The 24,253-nt window shown below is 68.8% G+C and carries 22 protein-coding genes and 1 tRNA gene; 9 read left to right on the top strand and 14 right to left on the bottom strand.

Features of this window, described 5'->3' with window-relative positions:
• Positions 1 to 39 precede the first annotated feature (39 nt).
• The 5 genes from AC1RU4_RS16135 to AC1RU4_RS16115 are packed head-to-tail and all read right to left on the bottom strand — an operon-like array spanning position 40 to position 6,593.
• The gene (locus tag AC1RU4_RS16135) at positions 40 to 1,206 is read right to left on the bottom strand and encodes an NAD(P)/FAD-dependent oxidoreductase (protein ID WP_492892128.1); all 1,167 of its coding nucleotides are present in this window, start codon (positions 1,204 to 1,206) and stop codon (positions 40 to 42) included.
• The gene (locus AC1RU4_RS16130) at positions 1,206 to 2,378 is read right to left on the bottom strand and encodes an NAD(P)/FAD-dependent oxidoreductase (RefSeq protein ID WP_492892127.1); all 1,173 of its coding nucleotides are present in this window, start codon (positions 2,376 to 2,378) and stop codon (positions 1,206 to 1,208) included. Before AC1RU4_RS16130 ends, AC1RU4_RS16135 begins: the two co-directional genes overlap by 1 nt.
• A gap of 11 nt (positions 2,379 to 2,389) precedes the next feature.
• Complete coding sequence (locus tag AC1RU4_RS16125) at positions 2,390 to 3,985, bottom strand: FAD-dependent oxidoreductase (RefSeq protein ID WP_492892126.1); 1,596 nt, start codon at positions 3,983 to 3,985, stop codon at positions 2,390 to 2,392.
• The gene (locus AC1RU4_RS16120) at positions 3,982 to 5,262 is read right to left on the bottom strand and encodes a cystathionine gamma-synthase family protein (RefSeq protein ID WP_492892125.1); all 1,281 of its coding nucleotides are present in this window, start codon (positions 5,260 to 5,262) and stop codon (positions 3,982 to 3,984) included. Before AC1RU4_RS16120 ends, AC1RU4_RS16125 begins: the two co-directional genes overlap by 4 nt.
• Positions 5,259 to 6,593 (bottom strand): aromatic ring-hydroxylating oxygenase subunit alpha, encoded by a 1,335-nt coding sequence (locus AC1RU4_RS16115; RefSeq protein ID WP_492892124.1) that lies wholly within the window; start codon positions 6,591 to 6,593, stop codon positions 5,259 to 5,261. The genes AC1RU4_RS16120 and AC1RU4_RS16115 overlap by 4 nt, the downstream gene beginning before the upstream one ends.
• A gap of 89 nt (positions 6,594 to 6,682) precedes the next feature.
• Here AC1RU4_RS16115 and AC1RU4_RS16110 point away from each other — a divergent pair, with 89 nt between their 5' ends.
• Positions 6,683 to 7,675, top strand: a complete 993-nt coding sequence (locus tag AC1RU4_RS16110; protein ID WP_492892123.1) for a LysR substrate-binding domain-containing protein — start codon at positions 6,683 to 6,685, stop codon at positions 7,673 to 7,675.
• A 346-nt stretch (positions 7,676 to 8,021) separates the two neighbouring features.
• On the opposite strand, the gene AC1RU4_RS16105 is transcribed toward AC1RU4_RS16110, so the two are convergent.
• From AC1RU4_RS16105 to AC1RU4_RS16095, 3 genes are all read right to left on the bottom strand, one after another.
• Positions 8,022 to 8,108 (bottom strand) — tRNA-Leu (locus AC1RU4_RS16105).
• Between the two features lie 263 nt (positions 8,109 to 8,371).
• A complete protein-coding gene (locus tag AC1RU4_RS16100) occupies positions 8,372 to 8,803 on the bottom strand; it encodes a hypothetical protein (protein ID WP_492892121.1) in 432 nt (143 codons plus the stop codon).
• Between the two features lie 55 nt (positions 8,804 to 8,858).
• Positions 8,859 to 9,170, bottom strand: a complete 312-nt coding sequence (locus AC1RU4_RS16095; protein ID WP_492892120.1) for a hypothetical protein — start codon at positions 9,168 to 9,170, stop codon at positions 8,859 to 8,861.
• A gap of 339 nt (positions 9,171 to 9,509) precedes the next feature.
• On the opposite strand from AC1RU4_RS16095, the gene AC1RU4_RS16090 reads away from it, so the two are divergent.
• The 8 genes from AC1RU4_RS16090 (at position 9,510) to AC1RU4_RS16055 (ending at position 17,740) form a co-directional block, all read left to right on the top strand.
• The gene (locus AC1RU4_RS16090; protein WP_492892119.1) at positions 9,510 to 9,830 is read left to right on the top strand and encodes a hypothetical protein; all 321 of its coding nucleotides are present in this window, start codon (positions 9,510 to 9,512) and stop codon (positions 9,828 to 9,830) included.
• 284 nt (positions 9,831 to 10,114) lie between these two features.
• Positions 10,115 to 11,347, top strand: coding sequence for an aminotransferase class III-fold pyridoxal phosphate-dependent enzyme (locus AC1RU4_RS16085; RefSeq protein ID WP_492892118.1), 1,233 nt, complete (start codon positions 10,115 to 10,117; stop codon positions 11,345 to 11,347).
• Between the two features lie 36 nt (positions 11,348 to 11,383).
• Positions 11,384 to 12,991, top strand: coding sequence for an ABC transporter substrate-binding protein (locus tag AC1RU4_RS16080; protein WP_492892117.1), 1,608 nt, complete (start codon positions 11,384 to 11,386; stop codon positions 12,989 to 12,991).
• A gap of 16 nt (positions 12,992 to 13,007) precedes the next feature.
• Complete coding sequence (locus AC1RU4_RS16075) at positions 13,008 to 14,024, top strand: ABC transporter permease (protein WP_492892116.1); 1,017 nt, start codon at positions 13,008 to 13,010, stop codon at positions 14,022 to 14,024.
• A 3-nt stretch (positions 14,025 to 14,027) separates the two neighbouring features.
• Positions 14,028 to 14,921 (top strand): ABC transporter permease, encoded by an 894-nt coding sequence (locus AC1RU4_RS16070; RefSeq protein ID WP_492892115.1) that lies wholly within the window; start codon positions 14,028 to 14,030, stop codon positions 14,919 to 14,921.
• Positions 14,922 to 14,926: 5 nt separating this feature from the next.
• Positions 14,927 to 15,925, top strand: a complete 999-nt coding sequence (locus AC1RU4_RS16065; RefSeq protein ID WP_492892114.1) for an ABC transporter ATP-binding protein — start codon at positions 14,927 to 14,929, stop codon at positions 15,923 to 15,925.
• Complete coding sequence (locus AC1RU4_RS16060; protein ID WP_492892113.1) at positions 15,922 to 16,923, top strand: ABC transporter ATP-binding protein; 1,002 nt, start codon at positions 15,922 to 15,924, stop codon at positions 16,921 to 16,923. Before AC1RU4_RS16065 ends, AC1RU4_RS16060 begins: the two co-directional genes overlap by 4 nt.
• An 85-nt stretch (positions 16,924 to 17,008) precedes the next feature.
• A complete protein-coding gene (locus AC1RU4_RS16055; RefSeq protein WP_492892112.1) occupies positions 17,009 to 17,740 on the top strand; it encodes a helix-turn-helix domain-containing protein in 732 nt (243 codons plus the stop codon).
• 78 nt (positions 17,741 to 17,818) lie between these two features.
• On the opposite strand, the gene AC1RU4_RS16050 is transcribed toward AC1RU4_RS16055, so the two are convergent.
• From AC1RU4_RS16050 to AC1RU4_RS16025, 6 genes are all read right to left on the bottom strand, one after another.
• Positions 17,819 to 18,754: an acetamidase/formamidase family protein gene (locus AC1RU4_RS16050; RefSeq protein ID WP_492892111.1), complete on the bottom strand. Its 936-nt coding sequence runs from the start codon at positions 18,752 to 18,754 to the stop codon at positions 17,819 to 17,821.
• A gap of 47 nt (positions 18,755 to 18,801) precedes the next feature.
• Positions 18,802 to 19,494, bottom strand: a complete 693-nt coding sequence (gene urtE, locus AC1RU4_RS16045; protein ID WP_492892110.1) for an urea ABC transporter ATP-binding subunit UrtE — start codon at positions 19,492 to 19,494, stop codon at positions 18,802 to 18,804.
• Between the two features lie 2 nt (positions 19,495 to 19,496).
• On the bottom strand, positions 19,497 to 20,225 hold the full coding sequence (gene urtD, locus AC1RU4_RS16040; RefSeq protein ID WP_492892109.1) for an urea ABC transporter ATP-binding protein UrtD: 729 nt from the start codon (positions 20,223 to 20,225) through the stop codon (positions 19,497 to 19,499).
• Positions 20,222 to 21,319 (bottom strand): urea ABC transporter permease subunit UrtC, encoded by a 1,098-nt coding sequence (gene urtC, locus AC1RU4_RS16035; RefSeq protein ID WP_492892108.1) that lies wholly within the window; start codon positions 21,317 to 21,319, stop codon positions 20,222 to 20,224. The genes urtD and urtC overlap by 4 nt, the downstream gene beginning before the upstream one ends.
• A complete protein-coding gene (gene urtB / locus AC1RU4_RS16030) occupies positions 21,316 to 22,920 on the bottom strand; it encodes an urea ABC transporter permease subunit UrtB (protein ID WP_492892107.1) in 1,605 nt (534 codons plus the stop codon). Before urtB ends, urtC begins: the two co-directional genes overlap by 4 nt.
• A gap of 73 nt (positions 22,921 to 22,993) precedes the next feature.
• A complete protein-coding gene (locus AC1RU4_RS16025) occupies positions 22,994 to 24,244 on the bottom strand; it encodes a transporter substrate-binding protein (protein WP_492892106.1) in 1,251 nt (416 codons plus the stop codon).
• Positions 24,245 to 24,253: the final 9 nt, after the last annotated feature.

Genomic DNA, 24,253 nt, shown 5'->3' with positions numbered 1-24,253 from the left:
TAGAGCGATTCCGGTAAACTGGAATTCACCGGAATCGCTCTAAGCGGCGGGCTCGGACACCGACGGCGCCCGCGTCTCCCCGAGGCCGAGCAGGCCGGCCGCCCAGCGCGTCGTCTCCTCGGGCGAGCGATCGCCGGCGATCGCCGCCGCGACACCGTCGCCGATCAGCGGCCCGAGCTTGAAGCCGTGGCCCGAGCAGGCGCTGACCACCCATGTCCGCGTGCCCCACGGCCGTACCGCGAAGCGCTCGGAATCGTCGCGGGTGACGGTGTAGAAGCAGATCTTGCGCTCCAGCACCTGGTAGCGGTCGAAATCGCGATAGGCGAGGCGCGCCGCGCTCTCCAGCCGGGCGACATCCGCGTCGGCGGCGATGCGGTCGCCGTCGGCATCGCCGGAACGGGTGAACACATGGTCGCCGACCTTGAGGCGGGTGCCGCGGCGCGGCGGCAGCGTGTAGGTGCCGCTCTGCAGGCCCATGTCGATCAGCACCGGCGCCTCGGCCCAGCGCTGCGCCAGTTCCGGCGGCGGCGCGAGATACATCACCGCCTGGCGCGAGGGCACCATCGTCTCCCCGAGCAGCGGCGTCAGCTTGTTCACCCAGGCGCCGGCCGCGACCACGACATGGTCGGCGCGGTATTCGCGCCCGCCGGCGACGACCATGCCGGCATCGGGATCGATCTCCGAGACGCGGCTGTCGGCATGGAAGCGCACGCCGCGATTGCCGAGCGCGACGGTGAGATCGGTGAGGATGCGGATGGGGAACAGCATGCCGCCCTCGTCGGTCTCGACGACGCGGGTCAGCCCCTCGGTCTCGACCATGGGGAAGCGTTCATGCATCTCGGCGAGCGGGATGTCGCGAAATCCCGAGCCGAGGCGGGTGAGGGTACGGACGGTCGGCTCGTACCAGCCGACCTCCTCGCGCAGGAAATAGACCACCTTCGAACGGGCGAAATGGTCGGCGCCGATGTCCTGGAACATCCGCTCGTACATGGCGAAGGCATCGGGCATCAGAAGGCCGTATCCTTCCAGCGTCCCATAGGCGTGGCGGGTGATCCGATGCTCGTCATAGGAGGTCGCGCGCGGATTCGGGATAGGCCCCTGCTCGAACAGCTCGACGCGGAAGCCCCGCCGCTGCAGCGCCCAGGCGGTGGAGAGGCCGGCAATGCCGGCGCCGATCACGATCACAGTGCCGCGGGAATTCGACATCAGAGGATAACGCCTTCGGTCTTGGCGGAGGGTTCCGGCGGCAGCCAGTTGAGCTCTCGCCGCCAGTCGGGCGACAGGCCCTTGAAGCGGCCGAGCGACAGCTTGCCGAGATCGGTGAAGGAACAGGCCCCGTCGAGGACGAGGTCGCGGATGGCGTGGCCGCTCGCGGGCGACAGGCCGAAGCCGACGCTCGACATGGTGGCGAGCGTCACATTGTCGGGCGAGGACAGGCGTTCGATCACCGGCCTTCCGTCCGGGGTGTTCTCGATCACCCCCGCCCAGCTGCGGATGACGCGCGCATGCGCCGCGCGCGGCAGCAATTCGGCGACACGCTTGGCAAGGCTGCGCAGGACGCTGCCCGACGGGCGGGGTGGCGGACCGTCCAGAGGCACCTCGTCGTACCATTCATGCGGGCCGCCGCCATAGGCGAGGTTGCCGCGCAGGGTCTGCCTTCCATAGAGCCCGTGCCCGTCGACGCCCCCCATCGGCATCAGCGGCAGCGGCTCGGTGACGATCATCTCGGCCCGCGCCGGCGCCATCGGCAGGTCGTGCCCGAGCATGGCGGCCAGCGCCCCGGTCTGCGGACCGGCGGCGATCACCAGCGCATCGCAGCCGAAGCTCCCCTCGGAGGTCTCGACGGCGGCGACGCGACCGCCTTCCATCGCGAAGCCGCGCACCGCCACATGCTGGCGGATCCGCGCGCCATGGTCCTGCGCCGCCCAGGCATAGGCCTGCGACGTGCGCTGCGGGTTGGCATGGCCGCCGAAATGCAAGAGCACGCCCGAGACGGCATTGTCGCCCGCCAGCGGCACCCGTTCGCGCACCTGCCTTCCGTCCAGCACCTCCCACGCGTAGCCGGCGGGAATGCGCATCGCGAGGCCTTCGTGGAAATTCGCCTTGCGCTCGTCGACCTGGAACACCAGCCGCCCGCGCTGGTATTCGGTGGGATAGCCGAGCAGTTCGTCCATGTGAGGCCACAGCCGCTGTTCCTCATGGAAGAGCGGGCTCTGGTAATGCGTGCAGCCGCCGCCATTGCGTCCCGAGGCCTCGAAACCGACGATGCCCTTTTCCAGCACCGTCACATCGACGCCGGAGCGCGCCAGCCACCAGGCGGCGGACAGACCGGTGACGCCGCCGCCGACCACAACGACGGAACTGCCCGTTTTCGACATTGCCGGCATCCTCAATAGGGCATGCCGGCGCGAAGCTGCTCGGCTTCGCGCTCGGTGCCGATGTCGTCGTAGGAAATCCACTGGGTGACGATGCCGAACCAGACGTTCCAGTCCTCCGCCATGCCGGGGCTCTCGTTCAGATCGGCCAGAACCGAGAGCGGCAGCGGCCGTACCGGCGCGCGGTAGCCGGCGAGCGGGATCGATTCCGCCGGCACGTTGCCGCCGAGCGCCATCATCAGCGCCACCTGCTCGCGGCAGCGCCGCGCCTGGCAGGCGCCCATGCAGGCGCGGGTCAACCGCTTGATCTGGTCCTGGTCGAGCGGCCCGTCCTGCGCCAGCGTGCCGAGGTCGCGCTGCGCGATGGCGTTGGAGCTCCAGCCGAGATAGCGGGGCGGCTGCACGGCGAGAAGCTCGCCGCGCGTCACGTCCTCGCAGATGCAGGCCAGCACGTCCGGTCCGCCGGTGGCGAGCAGCGCGCGCGCCCAGTCGAGCTGGTAGGCGAGCGCGTCCGGGCCGGGCGGCGGCGGGGCCAAGCCTGAATCGGCGCCGTCGACCGGCCTGCCGAGCGAGACCAGCGCCGCCCGGGCGGCGGCGCGGCCGGCCGACACGGCGTCGCCGTTGAGGCCGGTGCAATCGCCCGCCGCGAACACCTCCCCGAGCGAGGTCGCGCCCGCCGCGTCGACGACGGGAACATGGCCGCCGCGCTCGGGCACCATCATCCGCCTGGCGCCGAGCACGTCGAAAAGCTCGATGACCGGCACCGCACCCACCGCCAGGCACACCGTGTCGCAGGCGATGCTGCGCCGATGCTCGGGCGTCGCCGCATCGACGAGCACCAGGGCGGTCACGCCATCCGGCCCGCCCTCGGCGGCGAGCGGCACATGCCCGGTGATGATCTCGATGCCCTGCGCCGCGAGAGCGGCGAGCCGAGCCGCATCGCCCACGCCCGCGTCGCGCACCTCGACCAACGCCGCCACTTCCAGTCCCCGCGCCAGCGCCAGTTCGGCGGTGCCGATGGCGAGGTCGCCGGTGCCGAGGATGACCAGCCGGCGCCCGGCAAAGGCGTCATAGACCGAGAGCAACGCATGAAGCGCCTGCGCGCCCATCACCCCCGGCTGGTCGGAGCCGGCAAAGGACAGGTTGAGGTCCCGCGCGCCGGTGGCGAGGATCAGCCGGTCGAAACCGAGCAGCCAGCTCCGGGTCTCGTCCGCGAGGCCGAGAAGGCCGGTGGACAGCGACCGCAACCCCGGTCCGTTCACCCAGGCGCCCCAGGCATAGGTGGACAGGCGCACATCGACACCCAGTTCCCAGGCTTCGCCGAGCGCCGGATTGGCTTCCAGCACACGCTCGACGAGGCGCTCCGGCGCCTGCACGGCGGCGCTCGCCCGGCCGCCGAACTGCAGGGGCACGTCCATGCCGATAAGGCCGGGCGCGACCGGGTTCTCGTCGATCAGCACCACTTTCGCCCCGGCCCTGGCGGCTTCGCTCGCCGCCGCGCAGCCGGCGGGGCCGGCACCGACCACCACCAGCTCCGCACGCTCGTCCGGCGCTCCGGTCTTGCCGGCGATCGAGTAGCGGTCGGGAGCGGGCAGGATCAGGCGGGTCATGGAATGGCGTCCGGAGCTATCGCGTCAAGGGCTGCGGCGAGGTCGGCCACGAGGTCGTCGGGATGTTCGATGCCGACCGAGATGCGCAGGGTGGCGTCGTCCACCCCGACCTCCCGGCGCAACGCTTCCGGCACCGAATAATGCGTCGTGGTAGCGGAATGGCAGATCAGGCTTTCCGTGCCGCCGAGGCTGACCGCCATGCGGAACACCCTCAGGCGGTCGAGCATGGCGAAGGCTTCCGCCTCGCCGCCGCGAATGCGGAAGGAAAAGGTCGAGCCGGCGCCGGCGCATTGGCGGTCGAACACCGCACGGGCCGGCGACCCGGCATCGAGAAAGCCGAGGAAGCTGACGCTCTCGACCTTCGGATGGTCGCGCAGGAAGGCCGCGACAAGGACGGCATTGGCATTGGCGCGGCGATTGCGCAGCGGGAAGGTCTCAAGCGAGCGCAGCGTCAGCCAGCTGGTGAACGGGTCGAGATGGGTGCCGAGCAGTGTGCGCAGCCGCCGCAGCGGGCCGACCGTCCCGGCACGGCCGGCAATGGCGCCGCCGACGAGGTCGCTGTGCCCGCCGGCATATTTGGTGAGCGAGGTGACGGTGAGATCGGCCCCGTGCCGCAGCGGCGCCTGCAGCAGCGCGCCGAGAAACGTGTTGTCGACCACCACGACCGGCCGCCGACCGCCCTGCCGCCCCGCCAGATCGTCGGCGGCGTGGGCGATCATCGCGATATCGGCGATGCCATTGGTGGGGTTGGCGGGCGATTCGATGAAGATGACGCCGACCGGCCCATGCCGCCCGGCGGTCTCGACGGCGCGGCGGACGCTGTCCGCGTCGAGGCCGTCCTCGATGGCGACCGGCGTGACGCCGATACCGGCGATCGGCCCCTGCAGCAGGCCGTGGGTGCCGCCATAGAGCGGCCGCGTGTGCAGCACGCTGTCGCCCGGCTTGAGATACGCCAGAAAGATCGCCGAGATCGCCGCCATGCCGGAGGCGAAGGCGGCCGCCTCCTCGGCACCGTCGAGCGCGGCGAGCCGCTTTTCCAGCAGCGCGAGGCCGGGATGATCGAGCCGCGCATAGATGAAGGGCGCCTCGCGTCCAGGCACCGCCCCATCGAAATAATCACGGTGCGCCTGCTTGGCCGCCGCGGCGGAGGGATAGGCGAAGGTCGAGGTCAGGACGATCGGCGGCTTCACGGCGCCGTACGCCGTTTGCGGATCGTAGCCGAAACCGACGACGAGCGTGTCGGGATGCAGGGGGTCCGGCGGCGCGTCGGTACTCAACGGCGCGTCGCCTCGGGCTCGCCGGTCTCCAGCGCCGGCAGGACGGGCGGCATGTCGACCGGGGCCGGCGCGGCATCGTCCGGGGCGGCGCGCAGCGCGATCGGCCGCTTGTCGATGCCCGTGCGCGCGGCGACGAAGTCCAGCGCCTTGTCGCAGTACCAGTCGATGAAACGCAGCACGTAGGACTCGTCGCTCTGGCTATAGGGTCCGGGCGTGTAGCCGACGGAATTGACGCCCCGCTGGTTGTTCTCGACCAGATCGCGGTCCTGGATGTTGGTGACGTTCCACAGGGCGGTGAGATGCTCGACATCATAGTCGACGCCTTCCACCGCATCCTTGTGGACCAGCCACTTGCAGGTCACCAGCGTCTCGCCGGTGGCGGTCGGCATGGCGCTGAAATAGACGGTGGTGTCGGCGGTCGAATGGCAGAAGCTGTGCGGCTCGATCGCCCAGCGGAGCGAGCCGATATCCACCTCGTCGCCGTCGACCATCAGCTTGTTGCAGGCGAGCGCGCCGTCGATGGTCAGCGACAGCTGCCCCTCGTTGAGCGGGAAACGCTCGACCTGCCACCAGGGCCCGTCGAACGGTCCCTTTCCGATCCCGGCGGCTTCCAGCCGAGCGGTGAAGGCCGCATGGCGCGGATCGTCCTCGCTGGCGAAATGCTCTCCGACCGCCTCGGCGACGGGAAAGGTGAGGCACAGCTCCGGGTGGCCGACCGCGCAATGGTAGCACTCGCGCGCATTCTCCATCACCAGCTTCCAGTTGCCCTTCTCGACGAGCGTGTTCTGGTGCGCGAGCTTGGCCTCCTCCAGCCGATGCGGCCCCAGCAGGGGCTCCAGATGCGAGCGGAAGCGGGCGAAGGCCGGCGGGGTCTCGGCGAGGCACACGAAGAGCGCGCCCGCGACATTCTCGACATGGACCGGCTTCAGGCCGTGTTCCGCCGGGTCGAAGCTTTCCTGCATGTGACGGGCATGCACGAGCGTGCCGTCGAGATCGTAGACCCATTGATGGTAGGGACAGGTCAGGCGCCCGCGCGCGCCGGCACCCTCGGCGCAGATCTGCGCGCCGCGGTGGCGGCAGGAATTGTGGAAGGCGCGCAACGTGCCGTCGCGGTCGCGGGTGATCACCACCGGCGAGCGGCCGACGGTAACGGCGAGGTAGCCGCGCGGCTGCGGGATCTCGCAGGAAAAGCCGACCAGAATCCAGGATTGTCCGAAGATCGCGTCGATGTCGAACTCGAACACGTCCGGGCTGTTGTAAAGTGCCTGGGGCAACGAGTATCCCGGCCGGCGGCCGGCGACGAGCGCCCGGATTCTCTCAAGATCAAGCATGGCTGTTTCCCTTTGAGAGAAATCTTGGCAGAGTCCCTGGAACGGTTCAAATGACCTTTCTCGATGACCCTATCGCATGGAGGCAAGGCGTGCCGGTTCCCCGCCCCGAGGTCGCACCTGCCGCCGACGCCGACCTGCCGGACGCCGGGCGGGTCTGGCTGCCGCTGAATGCGCTCAGGGCCTTCGAGGCGGTCGGCGGCCGCCTCAGCTTCACCGGCGCGGCGGCCGCCCTTCATATCTCGCAGAGCGCGTTGAGCCGCCATGTCAGCCGCCTGGAGGAGCATCTGGGCTGCCGGCTGCTGGAACGCCGCCCGCAGGGCATGCTGCTGACCGCCGCCGGCGCGGCGCTGCTGCCGGTCGTGGCGGAATCCTTCGATCGCATCGAGGAAATGCTGAAGGTGCTGCGGCGCGAGCCCGGCCAGAGCGCGCGCGTGCTCAGGGTGCACATGCCGCCGACCTTCCTTCACGTCGTCGGATTGTCGCTTCTCGCCGAATTCCGTCGCACCTTTCCCGGCGTGCCGATCGATGTGTCGAGCAGCAACGGCATCGGCCTGCCGCCGGGACGCAGCGTCGACCTCGCGGTGGTGTTCGACCGGCCGCATCTGGGCGACGCCATCCGCGATCCGCTCTGGATGGTGAGCCTGACGCCGGCCTGCGCGCCCGATGTGGCCGCGCGGGCGGCCGGCCTCGACCTTCCCGCGTTCCTGCGGACCAACGAGCTCCTGCACGTCAAGCTGGAGGGCGAGCCCTTCGGCGTGTTCTGGTCGGCCTATACCCGCCTGCGCGGCATCGATGTCGGCGTGGTGCGCGGACTGGCCTTCGATACCGAAGCCATGGCGGTGCAATGCGCGGTCGCCGGGGGCGGCGTCACGCTGGTCGACGTCGACATGTTCACATCCGAACTCGCCGACGGGCGCCTGGTGACGCCGTTCAAGGATGCGGCCTGCCCGAGCGGCTTCGGCTATTATCTCACCGTCCATCCCGACGACATGGCCGATCCCGCGATCGCGCTTTTCCGCTCCTGGGTCGTCCAGCGCTACGCGCAAGTATCCCCCGCCCAAGTGTCCCCCGCCCCGGCATAGCCGCAGACGGCGGCCGCGCGCCGACCGGTCGATGCAAGCCGACTAAGCAACAGCGCCGTTCAAGCAGTGCCGCTGGTTTCTCCCGGCATCGCCCCGGCCCATCCCCGAAGCCGGCGCTCGCCGATTGCCCGGCGGCGCGCATCCCGGCTCATGTCACATGGACGGCGAATGCCGGACGGTTGCAAGCTCGGCGGACGGCTCCCGGCCGCTCACGATGCATCTTCATCGCCTTGCCGATGGTGACTGCAGGGGGTGCCTGCAAGCCATTGCCCGCCGCCGGCCTGACCGGCCGCCGGATCGGCGGCGCCGAAGCCCGCATTTGCGGAGAGCCTGGGAAATTGGGAGGTGGTGCGGGCGGTCGGACTCGAACCGACACTCTGTCACCAGAAACGAATTTTGAGTCCGTCGCGTCTACCGGTTCCGCCACGCCCGCTCGACGTGCTGTCTATAACGGATGGCCGCCGGCGCCAAGAAAAAAGCAACCTCCATCCCCACGGCACGCTTTACTGACAGATCGACGCCGTAGCCTTCGCCTCATCTGGTTCTTCACTTGGCGCACGCAGGTTAAAACGCCGCGCCGCCGGCCTGTTGCTGCGAAAAACGGAATGGTCGCCCCCGCTCCCCATTGCCTCCGCAACACGCTCCGCTGCCGGCCGAACCGGCGAAGAGCGCGTAGCGCCATCAGCCGCCGCCCGCTTACGGCGCCGGCTTGCAGGTGCCGAAGCCGGTCAGCACCACTTCGTGCGACACGGTGGTCAGGCTGATCCCATCCTCGGAACGTGACATCTGCAATATCCAGCCGACCGGGCCATCGACGCCCTGCGCGGTGAGATTATCGCTGCCGGACGCGAAGGAATGGATGACCGACAGATGCGGCAGCCCCTCGCCATTGGTGCCGGCGAGAATGCGCTTCTCGAAATCGACCAGCACGCGCGCCGGCAGCTTGATGGTGCCCAGCGTGCCGACCTTCTCGCAGGTCTTGCCGGCCTCGCAGCGATACGCCTCGGTCAGCAGGCAGGCCGCCGGAGCCGGCAGCACCTCCTCTTCGGCGCCTGCCGGCGGCGCCCCGGCGGCCGGTGGCGGTGCGCCCTGCGCCAGCGCGGCGCCACCCATCAGCACAGCGCCCACGAGCAGGCTCAACGGAAGAGATGCGGCTTTCAACATCGGCAGACCTCGAGGCAGCTCAGTAGGGCACCGGCGTGCGGCAGGGCGGATAGGGCGGCGCGCCGCAATAGCCCGGCCCATAGACCGGCCCGCGTGGCGGGGCGTAATAGGCCGGCGGCGGCGGCGCGTAGTAAACCGGGGGCGGCGGCGGGTAATAGTAGCGCGGGCGGGCGGCGGCGGTTACCGCCGAGCCCACCAGCGCGCCGGCAACCAGGCCGCCGATCAGCGCGCCGGTGTCGTTGGCGCGGGCCGACGGCGCACCGACCACCAGGGCAGGTAGCAGGGCGGCGGCGAGCAGGCGGGATCTCCCCACCGGACCAGGACGCATCATATGAGTTCGCCTCGATGGAAATCGACGGCCCGGCATATCGGACCGCGACGAATCGCTGTCGGCCCTTTCTGGGCCGGCGAGGAACTATTCCCCGGCATTCGGTCGACGACAAGTCACCTGTTCGACCTAGCGGCCGGCAGGCGTCGATGCCCGCGGGGCCGCATTTCCCGACATGACCATGCGGAAGGCGCGCTGCCGTGTTCAGGCACGATCGGCGGCGCGAGCCCGGCAAAGGATTTCCTTCGGGCCGGCGAAACCCTCATCACCTTCGCGCGTTAAGGCTCTGTGTGAGTAGCTTGGCGTCGCGGCGGCGACGTCCAGCCCTAGCGGGAGGATAAAGTGGACAGACGTGGATTTCTGCTCGGCCTTGCCGGCCTTGTCGGCGCTGGAGCCACTGCCGGCTTTGCCATCGGTTCGACGGCGGAAGCGACGCCGCTCGACCAGCTGAAGAACCTTGCCCCGCCCGACGCGGCCCCCGAATCCGCGGGCGCGAGCGCGATGACGCCGGACGGCACGCCGATCGAGCAGGTATGGCACGAGCCCTGGCACCGCCCGGTTCCGCCGCCGCCCGTGCGCCGTCGTCGTCGGGTACGGGTGTGCCGCACCGTGCGTGACCGCTGGGGCCGCCGGGTGCGTCGCTGCTGGTACGAGTGGCGCTGACAAAAGGCACATAGCCGCATCGACCGGGCGCGATCCCTGGGGACCGCGCCTTTTTCGTGACCCGACCGACCCTTGCCGCCGGAATGCCGGCGGATCTCGCCAGAAGCGATGATCGCCGCGCACGCCACGACACAGGTCGCCCAGGCGCGGGGCGATAGCGGCTCCGGTTGCCCACCTCCTCCCCGCACCGGCGGCCGATGTCTTACTTTCGGTCGATTGACGCTCCAGCCCGCCCTGCTCACCCTTGCGTCCGAAATTTAGGCATGCACAGGTTAGAGGCGGCAATGAGCAATTCGCTGGATCGCGCGTTGCGGGAACGGGCACTGCGCGTGGTGCCGGGCGGCATGTGGGGGCACATGCACGCCAATGGTCTTCCGGAAAACTACCCGCAATATTTCGCGCGCGCCGAGGGCACCCGGCTCTGGGACGTCGACGGCAACGAATATCTCGACTTCATGTGCAGCTGGGGACCGATCATCCTCGGCCACCACCACCCGGAGGTCGACGCGGCCGCCTTCGCTCAATACCAGCGCGGCGATGCCATGAACGGCCCGGCCGAGGCCATGGTCGAGCTCGCCGAGCTGATGGTCGAGCTGATCCCCCATGCCGACTGGGCCCAGTTCGAGAAGAACGGCACCGACGCCACCACCACCGCCGCCACCGTCGCGCGCGCCGGCACCGGCCGCCGCAAGATCCTGGTGGCCAAGGGGGCCTATCACGGCGCGGTTCCGTGGTGCTCGCCCTCCCTCGTCGGCGTGACCGCCGAGGATCGGGCGCACATACTCACCTACGAGTACAACGATGTCACAAGCCTGCTCCAGGCGGCACAGCAGGCCGAGGGCGACCTCGCCGGCATCATCGTGAGCGCCTTCAAGCACGATTACGGCTTCGACCAGCAGCTGCCGACGGTCGAATTCGCCAAAGCCGCCCGCGCCGCCGCCGATGCCGGCGATGCCGCGCTGATCGTCGACGACGTCCGTGCCGGCTTCCGCCTGCATCAGGGCGGCAGCTGGGAGCGCGTCGGCGTGCGGCCGGACCTGTCGGCCTGGTCGAAGTCGATCGCCAATGGCTTCGCGCTGTCGGCCGTCACCGGCAATGACCGCTTCCGCGCGGCGACCCAGTCGATCTTCACCACCGGCTCGTTCTGGTGCGGCGCCCAGTCCATGGCGGCGGCGGTGGCGACGCTGAACATCCTGCGCCGCGACAACGCGATCGCGCATATGGAGGCGATGGGCACGGCGCTGCGCGCGGGCCTCGCCGCGCTGAGCACGACCTATGGAATCCCGATCCGCCAGACCGGTCCGGTGCAGATGCCGCTCGTGCTGTTCGACGACGACCCCGGCACACGCAAAGGCTTCGCCTTCTGCGCCGCCGCCCTGGAGGCGGGCGTCTATTTCCACCCGCTGCACAACATGTTCCTGAGCGCCGCGCACACGCCCGAGGATATCGCCCGGGCGCTCGATGCCGCCGAGCAGGGTTTCCGCGCCGTGCGCGCCCTCGCGCCGGTTGCCGCCTAGCGTTCAGCCCCGCCCATTCGCCCGGAGACTTTGCCCATGGCCCGATATGTTCGCCTTGCTCCGTCCACCAGCGCAGCGGCTTGCCTGCTCGCCTCGGTGTTCCTCCTGCCGATGGCCGCGCCGAGCGCGAAGGCCGCCGACGGCCCGCTCGTGGTGGCGCGGGCGATGGACATCAACTCGCTCGATCCGGCGCGCGCCTATTGCGACACCTGCCAGATCTACCTCTCGGCGGTCTATGCGACGCTGCTGACGCTGGCACCCGACAATACGACCATCATCCCGAGCCTCGCCAAGAGCTGGGAGGTGAGCCCGGACGTGACCACCTTCACCTTCCATCTCGACCCCGCCGCCACCTTCTCCGACGGCACCCCGGTAACCGCCACCGACGTGAAATGGTCGCTGGAGCGGCTGAAGAACATCAAGGGCGGCCCGGCCTATCTGATGGACAGCCTGAAGTCGGTCGAGGCGAAGGACCCCCGGACGGTGGTCATCACCACCCAGACGCCGAACTCGGAATTCCTCGGCATCCTGGCGGCTCCCTATACCGGCGTCGTCAACAGCAAGCTCGCCGCGGCGAACGGCGCCAATGCCAATGCCGATGCCGCGACCTCGGACACCTCCGACACCTGGTTCCTCGCCCATTCGGCCGGCGCCGGCCCGTTCGTGCTGGAGAAATACACGGCGGACGATTCGCTGCGCCTCGCCCGCAACGACAAGTTCACCGGCAAGAAGCCCGGCGTTGCCGGCGTCGTGCTCAAGCAGACCGCCGACGCGGTGACGCAGGCGCAGATGCTCCAGTCCGGCACCGCCGACATCGCCATGCAGATCGACCCCGACACCGCCAAGACGGTGTCGGCGCCCGACAGCACCTTCAAGTCGGTGCCCTCGTTCAACTTCGTCTACGCCGCCGTCAGCCCGGCGGCGAAGGGCGCGCCGGTGCCGCTGACCCACGAGGTCCGCGAGGCGATCGCCCTCGCCCTCGACTACAAGGGCATCATCGACTTCACCGTCGGCGGCGACGGCAAGGAGCAGCCGGCGGCGATCCCCAACGGCTATCCGGGAACGTCGAACCTTCCCGCGCTGGTCACCAATGTCGAGAAGGCCAAGGAACTGCTCGCCAAGGCCGGCCATCCCGACGGCTTCGAGATGGAGCTCGAATTCCCGGCGATGAACGTCTACGGCGTCGACCTGTCGCTGCTTGCCCAGAAGGTGCAGCAGGATCTCGGCCGCGTCGGCATCAAGCTGTCGCTGAAGCCGGTGCCGTTCACCGTCTGGGTGAGCGATATAGACAGCCCCGGCGTGCCCTTCACCATCGGCTTCTTCGCGCCGGATTATTACGGCACCGCCCAGTACATCCAGTATTTCGGCATGCTGCCCGACATGCCCTGGGCCCGGCGCGCCGGCGTCGGCGGCCAGCCCGGCCTCGACGGCAAGGAGCAGCTCGCCATGTACCAGAAGGCGCTCGCCGCCACCGGCGCCGCGCAGGAGACCGCCTATCGCGACCTGGCGCTCAAGATGATCGACGACAAGATCATCCTGCCGCTGGTCAGCCCGAACCTGGTCCTCGCCTATCGCAACGACGTTAGCGGCGTGCGCTACAGCGCCTGCTGCAACCTGCCGCTCGGCGAAATCGAGAAGAAGTGAGAGGGCTCACCCCGCCATGCTGAAGGTCGTCCTCCGGCGATTGCTCGTGATGCCGCTGCTGCTGCTCGGCATCGTCACGGCGACCTTCCTGCTGGCGCAGTTCACCAAGGGCAATCCCCTCGTCTCGATCATCGGCGCGCGGGCGCTGGACAACCCGGAAATCGCCGCCGCCGCCAAGGCGCGCTGGGGCCTCGACCGTTCGGTACCCGAGCGCTACGCGATCTATGTGTGGAACCTCGCCCATGGCGATCTCGGCACCTCGTTCCGCACCAAGCAGCCGGTGCTGAAGGACCTCGCCCAGCGGCTGCCGGCGACGCTGGAGCTGGTCATCTGCGCCATGATCGTCGGCGCCGTCGGCGGCATCGTGCTCGCCATCGTCGCCGCGGAATTCAAGGACACGCCCGCCGATCATGGCGCGAGGCTGATCGCGCTCATGGGCTCCTGCCTGCCGGTATTCTGGCTGGGGCTGATCGCGCTGTTCCTGTTCTCGGTGCAGACCAAGCTCCTGCCCGGTCCCGGCCGGCTCGACATCCGCTCGGTCGCGCCGCCGAGCGCGACCGGATTCCTGCTGGTCGACACGCTGCTCGCCGGCGACTGGAACGGCTTCGTCGATGCGCTGCGCCATCTCGTCCTGCCGTCGCTGGTGCTCGGCTGGTCGGTGATCGGCATCGTCACCCGCATGGTGCGCGCCAGCATGCTCGACGTGCTCGGCCAAGACTACATCACCATGGCGCGGGCCAAGGGCGCCGGCCGCCTGCGCGTGCTGGTGCATCACGCGCTCGCCAACGCGCTGATCCCGGCGCTGACCATTCTCGGCTTCACCTTCGCCTACCTGATCACCGGCTCGGTGCTGGTGGAGACCATCTTCTCCTGGCCCGGCATCGGCTCCTATGCGGTCGATGCCGCGCGCAGCCTCGACTACCCGGCCATCACCGGCGTGACCATCATCGGCGGGCTCGGCTTCCTCCTCGCCAACCTGCTGACCGACATCGCCTATGCGGCGGCCGATCCGCGCATGCGGGAGGCGGGCTGAACCATGCTGTTCAATCCCGCGACCCGGACGCAGGAGCGCTCCCGCCCCCGCATCTCGAACGGCCTCGGCCGCCTGTTCCGCCGCATCGGCTGGCGGCATGTCCCGGTGGTCTTCGCCGGGGTCGTGCTGGTTTCCCTGGTCGTCATCGCCGCCACCATTCCATGGTGGACGCCCTATGACCCGATCGGCCTTGCCGGCCGGAGGCTGCAGCCGCCGAGTGCGCAGCACTGGCTCGGCACCGATGCGCTCGGGCGCGACGTGCTGGTGCGCACGCTCTATGGCGCGCGCTATTCGCTGCCCATCGCCGCCGCGGTGCTCGCGGTGGCGGTGGGAATCGGCGTCGCCATCGGGGCGCTGTCCGGCTTTCTCGGCGGCGTGGTCGACAACCTGCTGATGCGGCTCGCCGACATCACGCTGGCCTTCCCGCCGGTGCTGCTCGCCATGGCGATCGCCGCGTCGCTGGGGCCCGGCCTCGTCAACACCGCGCTCGCGCTCATCATCGTCTGGTGGCCGATCTATGCGCGGCTGATGCGGGCGCAGGTGCTCAACGTTAAGAAGCTCGACCATGTCGACGCCGCCATCGTCGGCGGGGTGAGGCCGGCGCGCCTGCTGCTCCGGCACATCATGCCGCTGTGCTGGAGCCCCATCTTCGTCAATGCGACCATGGATGTCGGCCAGGTGATCCTGCTCGCCGCCGGCCTCAGCTTCATCGGGCTCGGCGCCCAGCCGCCGACGCCGGAATGGGGGCAGATGATCGCCGAGGGGGCGTCCAACTTCTATTGCTGGTGGATCGCACTCGGGCCGGGCATCGCCATCTTCCTCGTCTCGCTCAGCGCCAATTTCCTCGGCGACGCCCTGCGCGACATGGCCGATCCGCGCACGCGGCAGGGAGCGTGACGCCGATGGCGATTCCGCTTCTCGACATACGCGGCCTCGCCGTCACCATCCCGACCCGGTCGGGGGAGCGCGAGGCGGTCTCCAATGTCGATTTCACCGTCGAGCGGGGAGAGGTCGTCGGGCTGGTCGGCGAATCCGGCTCCGGCAAGAGCCTGTCCATGCTGGCGGTGATGGGGCTGCTGCCGCGCGGCCTTGCCGTCTCCGGGTCGATCCGCTTCGACGGCGAGGAGATCTGCGGCGCCCCCGAGCGGCGGCTGCGGGCGCTGCGCGGCCGGCGCATCGCCATGGTGTTCCAGGACCCGATGACCGCCCTCAACCCGGTCAAGACCATCGGCGCGCAGATCGTCGAGATGATCCGCCTGCACAATCCGGCGCTGTCGCGGGCCCAGTTGCGGGCACGGGCGCTGGAACTGCTCGATGCGGTGGCGATTCCGGCGCCGGAGCGGCGATACGACCAATATCCGCACGAATTCTCCGGCGGCATGCGCCAGCGGGTGGTGATCGCCATCGCCATCGCCAACGACCCCGATCTTCTCATCGCCGACGAGCCGACCACCGCGCTCGACGTCACCATCCAGGCGCAGATCATGGAGATCTTCGCCCGGCTGCGGAAGGAGCGCGGCATGGCGATCGTGCTCATCACCCACGATCTCGGCCTGGTGGCCGGCCTCGCCGACCGCATGAGCGTGCTCTATGCCGGACGGGTCGCCGAGCGCGGGCCGGTGGAGCCGCTATTCGCCACGCCGCGCCATCCCTACACGGCGAGCCTGCTGGCCGCCGTTCCCTCCATCGACGACGTGGCGGAGCGCCTCCACGCCATTCCGGGAGCGCCGCCCTCCCTCGCCGACCGCGCGCCGGGATGTCCGTTCGAGCCGCGCTGCGCCTTCGCGGTGCCGCCCTGCCGGGTGGGCGAGCCGGCGCTGCAGCGCATCGGTGCGTCCGTCGTCGCCTGCCACCGCGCGGACGAACTGTCTCTCACGACGCTGCTGGGGGAGCCGGCATGACGATATCCGCAGCCGAGCCGATGGAGGCCGGTCCGCTGCTCGACGTGCAGGAATTGCGCGTCGAGTTTCCGGTGCGCAAGGGCGTCCTGTTCTCCCGCAAGGCAGGGACGATCGGCGCCGTCGCCGGGGTGTCGCTGCATGTGCGCCGGGGCGAGACCCTGAGCATTGTCGGGGAATCCGGCTGCGGCAAGACCACCCTCGCGCGCGCCATGATGGGCCTCGTCGCTCCGACCTCCGGCCGCATCCTGTTCCGCGGCACCGATCTCACCGGCCTGTCGGCCACGCAGATGCGCCCCTATCGCCGCGACATCCAGCTGGTGTTCCAGAACCCCTATGCCTGCCTCAATCCCCGCATGACCGCCTATGAGAACATCGCCGAACCGCTGCGCATGCTGGACCTGACCCGCGACGCGCGCCGCGAGCGGGTGCTGCGGGCAATGGACCAGGTGCAGCTGCTGCCGGAACAGGCCGACCGCTATCCGTTCGCCTTCTCCGGCGGCCAGCGCCAGCGCATCGGCATCGCCCGCGCTTTAGCCGTGGAGCCGGACGTGATCCTTCTCGACGAGCCGGTCTCCGCGCTCGACGTCTCGGTGCAGGCCGGTGTGCTCAATCTCCTGAAGGACATCCAGGCCCGCACCGGCATTGCCTATATCCTCATCGCCCACAACCTCGCCGTGGTCCGCCACATGTCGGACCGCGTGGCGGTGATGTATCTCGGGCGCATCGTCGAGAGCGCGCCGCGCGAGCTTCTGTACAAGGCACCCGGCCATCCCTATACGCAGGCGCTGCTGTCGGCCGCCCCGATCCCCGATCCGGTCCGCGAGCGCGCGAGGCAGCGGATCGTGCTTCGCGGCGACGTTCCCAGTCCGGCACAGCGGCCTTCGGGGTGCGGGTTCCGCACCCGCTGCCCGAAAGCGCAGGCGATCTGCGCGCAGACCGACCCGCCGCCGCGACTTCTGGCATCGGGCCATTCGGTATGCTGCCATTTTCCATCCTGAAACACGCAATCGTGCGCGCTCGCTTCAGGGTCTGGCAGTCTTCTTGCTTGGAATGACGGGTTTCCCTTGGATGCGGAGGAAGACAATGTCCCAGAATTCGGGATATGTGCCCCCGTGCGGTGCCGACGAGCAGATCGCCCATATCCGCCATCTGGCGCTGGGCACGTTCCAGGCATCGTCCGCCGTTCTCTACTGGATCGACGATCGCCGCCAGATGGTGGTCGCCGATATCGTCGGCCCCGGCTGCCGCCACATGGACCGCTATATCCGCGACATGAAGCCGTTCGACCCGCTGAACATCGAGCGGCTGGTATCGTCCGGCAAGCGCATCGCCACCATGGGCCATGACCGCCATCTCGCGCCCGCCAGCGAGTTCGAGCATTACTGCGGCTACATGCGCGACAGCGATGTCAGCGATGTGCTTGACTTCGTGTTCTGGCGCGACGAGGAACCGTTCGCCGGCCTCGGCATCCTCAAGTCCTCGCGCGATCCGTCCATCACCGAGGAGACGCTGCGGATCGCCTCGACGCTGCAGCCCTATATCGAGTTCAACCTCGGCAACCACCCGCGGCGGCGCGAGTATCGACGCCATCGGCAATTGCGCAGCGTCTACGGGCTGACCAGCCGCGAGATCGAGATCGCGGAGCTGATCGGCAACGGGCTGACCAATCACGACATCGCGGAAACGCTGAATATCGGGCTGGGAACCGTGAAGACGCACCTGCTGCACGTCTTCCAGAAACTCGAGGTCAGCAACCGGACCATGCTGTCGACCCGGCTCGCCGGCCTGAGCAACGAGCCGGCAATGGCCGCTTGAGTCTCCCCGAGGCAGTGCCCCCAAGCGCTCTGCCTCCCATCCTCTCCGGGAAAAACGGCGCCGCCGAACCGCCCGAGGTCAGAGCAGCGATTTCGGCAGCAGCATGTGGATGCCCTTGTTGCCGTCGACGAGCTGGGTGACGCGCAGGTTTCCCGCCAGCGAGCACAGCATGTAGGCCTGGTTGCGGGAGAGATTGGTCCGCTCGCAGACGTGCTTCACCATCTCGCGCGTCGCCTGCTTGGCCGCGTCGTCGAGATCCTCGTCGAGGCCGATCGACATGAGATGCGTCGCGCTCTCGGCGAAGGGCCAGCTCAGCTCCATGTCCTTGCGCACGGTGAGGCGGAACGTGCCGGTCACGCCGGTCTCCAGCGCGGTGATGCACACCTCGCCATCGCCCTGCACCCCATGCCCGTCGCCGGCGAAGAACAGCGCGCCGTCGTTGAAGACCGGCAGGTAGAGCGTGGTGCCGGCGCGCAGTTCCTTGTTGTCCATGTTGCCGCCGAAGGCGCGCGGCACCGGCGAGCCGCAACGGCCCCAGGCCGGCGGCGGTGCGGTGGCGATGATGCCGAAGAACGGGTCGAGCGGGATCTCGGTGCCCCAGGGCATGACGCAGACATTCTTCGCGTGATCCACCACTGGATGGATGGTCTCGTATTCGGTGAACTCGTCCGGCAGCGTGCCGAGCAGCGGCAGGATGGAGACGAAGCCCCAGTCCTGGCGGACCTTCACGTCCATGATGTCGACCTGCAGCACGTCGCCGGGCCGGGCGTCCTTCACATAGACCGGGCCGGTGATGAAATGCGGGCCGGCGCCCTGCGGCAGCGTGTCCAGCGCCAGCTTGTAGTCCTCCGGCACCGGCAGGTTGTCCGGCAGGGTCTCCTTGCCGCCGGCCGGGAACGAGTGAAGCGTGACCACATCGCCCGAGGAGACTTCCAGCACGGGCGGCGTCGAGCTGTCGAGATAGCCCCACACCATGTTCTCCGGCGTGGAGGGGATTTCAAAGCGGCGCGACATGCGTAACTCCTCGAGATGATGCGTAGGGTCGGGATGCGATGGCGGGGTCAGACGGCGATGAAGCGGGTGAGATGCTCCCGGCTCATCGCCTCGGCGCGGCCGGTCTCGACGATGGAGCCGCGCGAGAGGATGACGAAGGCGTCGGCGGTCTCGATGGCGAAGTCGAGATATTGCTCCACCAGCAGGATCGACATCCGCCCCTTCAGCGAGCGCAGCACCTCGCCGATGGCGGCGACGATGTTGGGCTGGATGCCCTCGGTCGGCTCGTCGAGGATGAGCAGGCGCGGCCGTGTGACCAGTGCGCGGGCGATGGCGAGCTGCTGCTGCTGCCCGCCGGACAGCGCGCCGCCCGAGCGCTTCCACATCTCGCGCAGGATCGGGAACAGGGCGATGGCCTCCTCCACGACCGCGGTGCCGTAGGTGCCGTGCGCGCGGGCGGCCGCCTCGATGTTCTCGCCCACCGTCAGCTCGGAGAAGATCTCGCGGCCCTGCGGCACATAGGCGAGCCCGGCGCGCGAGCGGCGGTTCGGCGACCACGCCGTGGCGTCGGCATCGTCCAGCAGCACCCGGCCGGCGCTCGGCGCCAGCACGCCCATGATGCATTTCAGCAGCGTGCTCTTGCCGGCGCCGTTGCGCCCGAGCACCGCCAGGCACTCGCCGGGCGCGATCTCGAAGCCGACATGGCGCAATACCTGCGCCGAGCCGTAATGCTGATCCAGCGTCTCGACCCGGAACCTCATGATCAGCGCCCCAGATAGACGTCGACGACGCCTTCATCGGCGCGGACCTTGTCCATCGATCCCTCGAACAGCGTGCGACCCTCGTGCAGCACGGTGACGCGGTCGGCGATGCGTTCGACGAAATCCATGTCGTGCTCCACCACCACGATGGCGCGGTCCGGCCGCTTGAGCGAGCGCACCAGCGCGGCGGTGCGCTCCGTCTCCTCGTCGGTCAGCCCGGCGACCGGCTCGTCGAGCATCAGCACCTTCGGATCGGAGGCGAGCACCATGCCGATCTCCAGCCACTGCTTCTGGCCATGGCCGAGCTCGCCGGCGAGCCGATGCGCCTGATCGGCGAGGCCGACCGTCTCCAGAACCTCGCCGATGCGATCATCCAGCGCCGGGCCGTCGAGGTTCGAGCGGAAGCCGACATCGGCACCGATGCCGATATGCTGGCGCACTGTCAGCCCCTCGAACACGCTCGGCTTCTGGAACTTGCGGCGGATGCCGGCGCGGGCGATGGCGGAGTCGCTCTGGCGGGTGACGTCGAGCGCACCGTCGAGCAGCACGCGGCCCTGTTTCGGCCGGGTGATGCCGGAAATCACGTCCAGCAGCGTGGTCTTACCGGCGCCGTTCGGGCCGATGACGGCGCGCACCTCGCCATAGTCGATGGCGAGCGAAAGGTCGTCGATCGCCCGGAAGCTGCCGAAGCGCACGGTGATCCCGTCGACGAGCAGTGCGGTGATGCTCATGGGCGCGCCTCCCCGATCTCCGTGGCGAGCCGCTTCGCTCCCATGGGGCGGACCAGCCGCAGCCTGGCAAGGTCGATCAGCCCGTTCGGGAATACCAGCACCACCAGCACGATGAGGCCGGACAGGATGAAGGGCCAGACATCGGGCGCCGCCGAGGAGAGCCAGAACTTCACCGCGTTCACCAGCAGCGCGCCGATCACCGCGCCGACGAGATGGCCGCGCCCGCCGATGGCGACCCACACCGCGATCTCCAGCGACAGTTCCGGCGACAGCACGCGCGGATTGATGATGCCGACCTGCGGCACATAGAGCATGCCGGCGATCATCGCGATCAGGGCGGAGAGGCACCAGACCACGAGCTTGAGCCGCAACGTCTCGTAGCCGAGCGTGCGCAGCCGCGTCTCGTCGTCCCGCGTCGCCAGCATCAGCGCGCCGAAGCGGCTGCCGACCAGCCAGCGGCAGCCGATCAGCACCAGCACCAGCACCGCCAGCGAGGCGACGGCAAGCGCGGTGTTCATCGAGCCGGTGCCTATCGGCCAGCCGAACATGACGGAAAATCCCGTCATGCCGTTATTGCCGCCGAAGCCGGTATCGTTGCGGAACATCAGCAGCATGGCGACATAGACCAGCGCCTGGGTGATGATGGCGAAATACACGCCGCCCACCCGCGAGCGGAACGACACATAGCCGAACACGCCCGATATCAGCGTCGTCACCGCGACGGCGACCACGAGGGCGTAGGGAAAGGCATCGAAACCCGCCCAGTAGAAGGGAAACTCCTTCCAGCCCATGAACTGGAGGAAGTCCGGCACCGTGCCCGTCACCTCGAAGGAATGCTTCAGCAGGTACATGGCGACGACATAGCCGCCGATGGCGAAGAACAGGCCGTGGCCGAGCGACAGGATGCCGAGATAGCCCCAGATGAGATCCAGCGACAGCGCCAGCACGGCAAAGGCGGCAAGCTGGCCGATGGCATTGGTGAGATAGCGCGACATCTCCAGCGAGGTGCCGGCCAATACCGGCATCGCCGCGGCGACGGCGGCGAGCAGCACGACCAGCGCGAGGAAGGGACGGTCGGCGGTCCAGCGTTTCATTTGCGGCGCCCCTTCACGGCGAACAGCCCCTCGGGGCGCCATTGCAGGAAGGCGATGATCATCAGCAGCACGATCACCTTGGCGGCCACCGCGCCCCAGAGCGGCTCGATCAGCACGTTGATCTGGCCAATGCCGAGCGCGGCGACCACCGTGCCGGCAATGGTACCGACGCCGCCGAGCACCACCACCATGAAGCTGTCGATGATGAAGTTCTGGCCCATCTGCGGATTGACGCTGTAGATCGGCGACAGCGCCAATCCCGCCAGCCCGGCGAGGCCGGAGCCGAGGCCGAAGGCCATCATGTCGACGCGCCGGGTCGGGATGCCGATGCAGGCGGCCATGTCGCGGTTCTGCGTCACCGCGCGGATGTTGAGGCCGAGCGGCGTCTTGCGCACCACGGCCCAGGTCAGCGCCAGCGTCGCCGCGGCGAAGGCGATGGCGAACATGCGGTTCCAGGTGAAGATGAAATCGCCGATTACCGGCACGCCGCCCGAGACATAGAACGGCGTCTCGAACTGCAGGTTCTGGGTGCCGAACATCACCCGCACCAGGTTGACCAGGAACAGGCTCACCGCCCAGGTCGCCAGGAGGCTCATCAGCGGGCGCTTGTAGAGATGCCGCAGCAGCGTCGCCTCCAGCACGATGCCGATGGCGGCGGTCACGAGGAAGGCCACGGGAATGGCGAGGACCAGATACCAGTCCAGCAGCGAGGGCGCCGCGTAGCGTAGGCCCTGCTGCACCAGCCAGGTGACATAAGCGCCGATCATGATGAGCTCGCCCTGGGCGAGATTGATCACCCCCATCAGGCCGAAGATGATGGCAAGGCCGATGGCGGCCATGAACAGGATGCTGGCGAAGCTCAGCCCGTTATAGAGCGCGGCCAGCGTGTCGCCGACGGCGATGCCGCGCTCGATCCGCGACGTCGCCGCGTTCACCGCCGTGCGGAAGGTCGGGTCGGCCGTGTACGCCGCGTCGTCCCTGAGTGCCGCGATCTGGGCGAGGGCGCGCCGGCTGGGATTGTCGGCAACGCGGCCGATGGCCCGTAGCCGGACCGCGGGATCCGGGGCATTGAGAGCGGCGGTCTGCGCGAGTATCTCGATCTGCGCCCTGAGGCCGGCATCGGCCTCGGCCTGTGCGGCGGCGTCGAGCAACCCTTCCGGTATGGTGGCGGGACGCCGCTCCAGCGCGCGCAGCGCCGCCACGCGCTGGCCGATCCCAGGGGCGGAGCGCAGCGCGGACGCCGCATCGGCGAGCTCGAACACCGCCCGGTTCTTCAGGCTGAGAACCGGCAGGCGCGCCGTGCCCGCCGCCGCGCGCGGCAGGCGGGCGACGGCGTCGAGCCCGTCCTCCGTCAGCACCGCCCCGTCATCGTCGCAGGCGAGCTTGCGGTCGATCGCCGCGCGGGCGAGCGGCGTCGCCCAGATCCGGTCCTCGCCGGTCCCGGAGGCCGCCGTCGCGGTCAGCGCCGCCGCCGCCTCGCCCATCTGCCCCGCATTGCCGCACAGATTCCGCACCAGGCCGGCGCGGTCGAGCGGCGCCGCCTTCGCCGGCAGCGCGACCAGGAGGGCGGCCATGAGGATGGGCAGGAACCAGCGCTTCATCGGGCACTCAAGACGGCCGCCATCGGGCGAGGACGGCCGTCGCTGCAGGGATCGGGGAAAGAGGCGACGACGATCAGCCGTAGGGGCTGAACGGCACCGGCTTCGGCGTGTCCTTGGACTGCCAGAGGATGTCGAAGCCCTGCTTGTCGTTGACCGAGCCGATGAACACTCCGCGAGAAACGTAGTTGTTCTCGCCGGTCATCGCGATCTTGTAGCCCGACGGGCAGTCGAAGCTGAGACCGTTGAAGGCCTTGGTCACTTCCGGCACGTCGAAGGAGCCGGCCTTCGCCGCCGCCATGGCCCACAGGTGCACCGAGTCGTAGGCCGACACCATCGGGTCGATGGAGACGTCGCCCTTGAACGGCACGTTCTTGGCCTTCACATAGGCCGCCCAGTTCTTCAGGAAGGTCTCGTTGGCCGGGCCCTTGGCATTCTGCAGATAGGCCCAGCAATTGAGGTGGCCCACCAGCTTGGTGGTGTCGAGGCCCTCGAGGTCGGCCTCCACCATGTCGAGGCCGAGCACCGGGATGTCGGTGGCGAGAATGCCCTGGTTGGCGAATTCGCGCATGAAGTCCGGGATCGAGTTGCCGACCACCGTCAGCACCACGATCGGCTGCCCGCCGCCCTGGTCGGCGAAGGCACGGATCTGGTTCACCAGCGTCTGGAAGTTGGAGAAGCCGAAGGGGACGTATTCCTCCTTCCAGGCGGTCTCCGGGATGCCCTTGGACTTCCAGTAGCCCTTGAGCTGCTTGTTGATGGTGCGCGGCCACACATAGTCGGAGCCGAGCATGAAGAAGCGCTTGGCGGAGACGCCCTCGTCGCCCATCAGATAATCGACCGCCGGCAGCACCGAGCTCGCCGGCGGCGAGTTCACATAGACGACGTTCTTGGAATTCTCGTCGCCTTCGAAATGCAGCGGGTAATAGAGCAGGCCGTTCTCCTGCTCGACGACGGGGAGCACCGTCTTGCGCGACACCGAGGTCCAGCAGCCGAACAGCGCGGAGACCTTCTCCTGCTGCAGCATCTGCTTGGCGGACTGGGCATAGAGCGGCCAGTCGGAGGCGGGGTCGGAGACCAGCACGTCGATGGTGCGTCCGTTCACGCCGCCCTTGGCGTTGATCTCGTCGGCGGCCATCTTCACCACGTAGTTCAGGCGGCCCTCGAGATTGGCCATGGTGCCAGACGAGGAGAACAGGCAGCCCAGCTTGACCGGACCGGCGGCCTGCGCAGTGCGGAGGATGGCCGGCATTCCGATGGGGGAAGCCAGCCCGGCGGCGGCGAGGCCGCTTGCCTGCAGGAATGAACGCCGCGAAAACTTGAGCATGGACGACAC

This window comes from Ancylobacter sp. GW821-FHT10E12 (assembly GCF_058809335.1).
This window is presented reverse-complemented; position numbering and strand designations above follow the sequence as displayed.

What these genes read in the sequence shown, in the direction of transcription:
- AC1RU4_RS16135 (WP_492892128.1), bottom strand. Translation starts at nt 1,206, where the DNA reads ATGTCGAATTCCCGCGGCACTGTGATCGTGATCGGCGCCGGCATTGCC.
- AC1RU4_RS16130 (WP_492892127.1), bottom strand. Translation starts at nt 2,378, where the DNA reads ATGTCGAAAACGGGCAGTTCCGTCGTTGTGGTCGGCGGCGGCGTCACC.
- AC1RU4_RS16125 (WP_492892126.1), bottom strand. Translation starts at nt 3,985, where the DNA reads ATGACCCGCCTGATCCTGCCCGCTCCCGACCGCTACTCGATCGCCGGC.
- AC1RU4_RS16115 (WP_492892124.1), bottom strand. Translation starts at nt 6,593, where the DNA reads ATGCTTGATCTTGAGAGAATCCGGGCGCTCGTCGCCGGCCGCCGGCCG.
- AC1RU4_RS16095 (WP_492892120.1), bottom strand. Translation starts at nt 9,170, where the DNA reads ATGATGCGTCCTGGTCCGGTGGGGAGATCCCGCCTGCTCGCCGCCGCC.
- AC1RU4_RS16085 (WP_492892118.1), top strand. Translation starts at nt 10,115, where the DNA reads ATGAGCAATTCGCTGGATCGCGCGTTGCGGGAACGGGCACTGCGCGTG.
- AC1RU4_RS16080 (WP_492892117.1), top strand. Translation starts at nt 11,384, where the DNA reads ATGGCCCGATATGTTCGCCTTGCTCCGTCCACCAGCGCAGCGGCTTGC.
- AC1RU4_RS16075 (WP_492892116.1), top strand. Translation starts at nt 13,008, where the DNA reads ATGCTGAAGGTCGTCCTCCGGCGATTGCTCGTGATGCCGCTGCTGCTG.
- AC1RU4_RS16070 (WP_492892115.1), top strand. Translation starts at nt 14,028, where the DNA reads ATGCTGTTCAATCCCGCGACCCGGACGCAGGAGCGCTCCCGCCCCCGC.
- AC1RU4_RS16065 (WP_492892114.1), top strand. Translation starts at nt 14,927, where the DNA reads ATGGCGATTCCGCTTCTCGACATACGCGGCCTCGCCGTCACCATCCCG.
- AC1RU4_RS16060 (WP_492892113.1), top strand. Translation starts at nt 15,922, where the DNA reads ATGACGATATCCGCAGCCGAGCCGATGGAGGCCGGTCCGCTGCTCGAC.
- AC1RU4_RS16055 (WP_492892112.1), top strand. Translation starts at nt 17,009, where the DNA reads ATGTCCCAGAATTCGGGATATGTGCCCCCGTGCGGTGCCGACGAGCAG.
- AC1RU4_RS16050 (WP_492892111.1), bottom strand. Translation starts at nt 18,754, where the DNA reads ATGTCGCGCCGCTTTGAAATCCCCTCCACGCCGGAGAACATGGTGTGG.
- urtE (WP_492892110.1), bottom strand. Translation starts at nt 19,494, where the DNA reads ATGAGGTTCCGGGTCGAGACGCTGGATCAGCATTACGGCTCGGCGCAG.
- urtD (WP_492892109.1), bottom strand. Translation starts at nt 20,225, where the DNA reads ATGAGCATCACCGCACTGCTCGTCGACGGGATCACCGTGCGCTTCGGC.
- urtC (WP_492892108.1), bottom strand. Translation starts at nt 21,319, where the DNA reads ATGAAACGCTGGACCGCCGACCGTCCCTTCCTCGCGCTGGTCGTGCTG.
- urtB (WP_492892107.1), bottom strand. Translation starts at nt 22,920, where the DNA reads ATGAAGCGCTGGTTCCTGCCCATCCTCATGGCCGCCCTCCTGGTCGCG.
- AC1RU4_RS16025 (WP_492892106.1), bottom strand. Translation starts at nt 24,244, where the DNA reads ATGCTCAAGTTTTCGCGGCGTTCATTCCTGCAGGCAAGCGGCCTCGCC.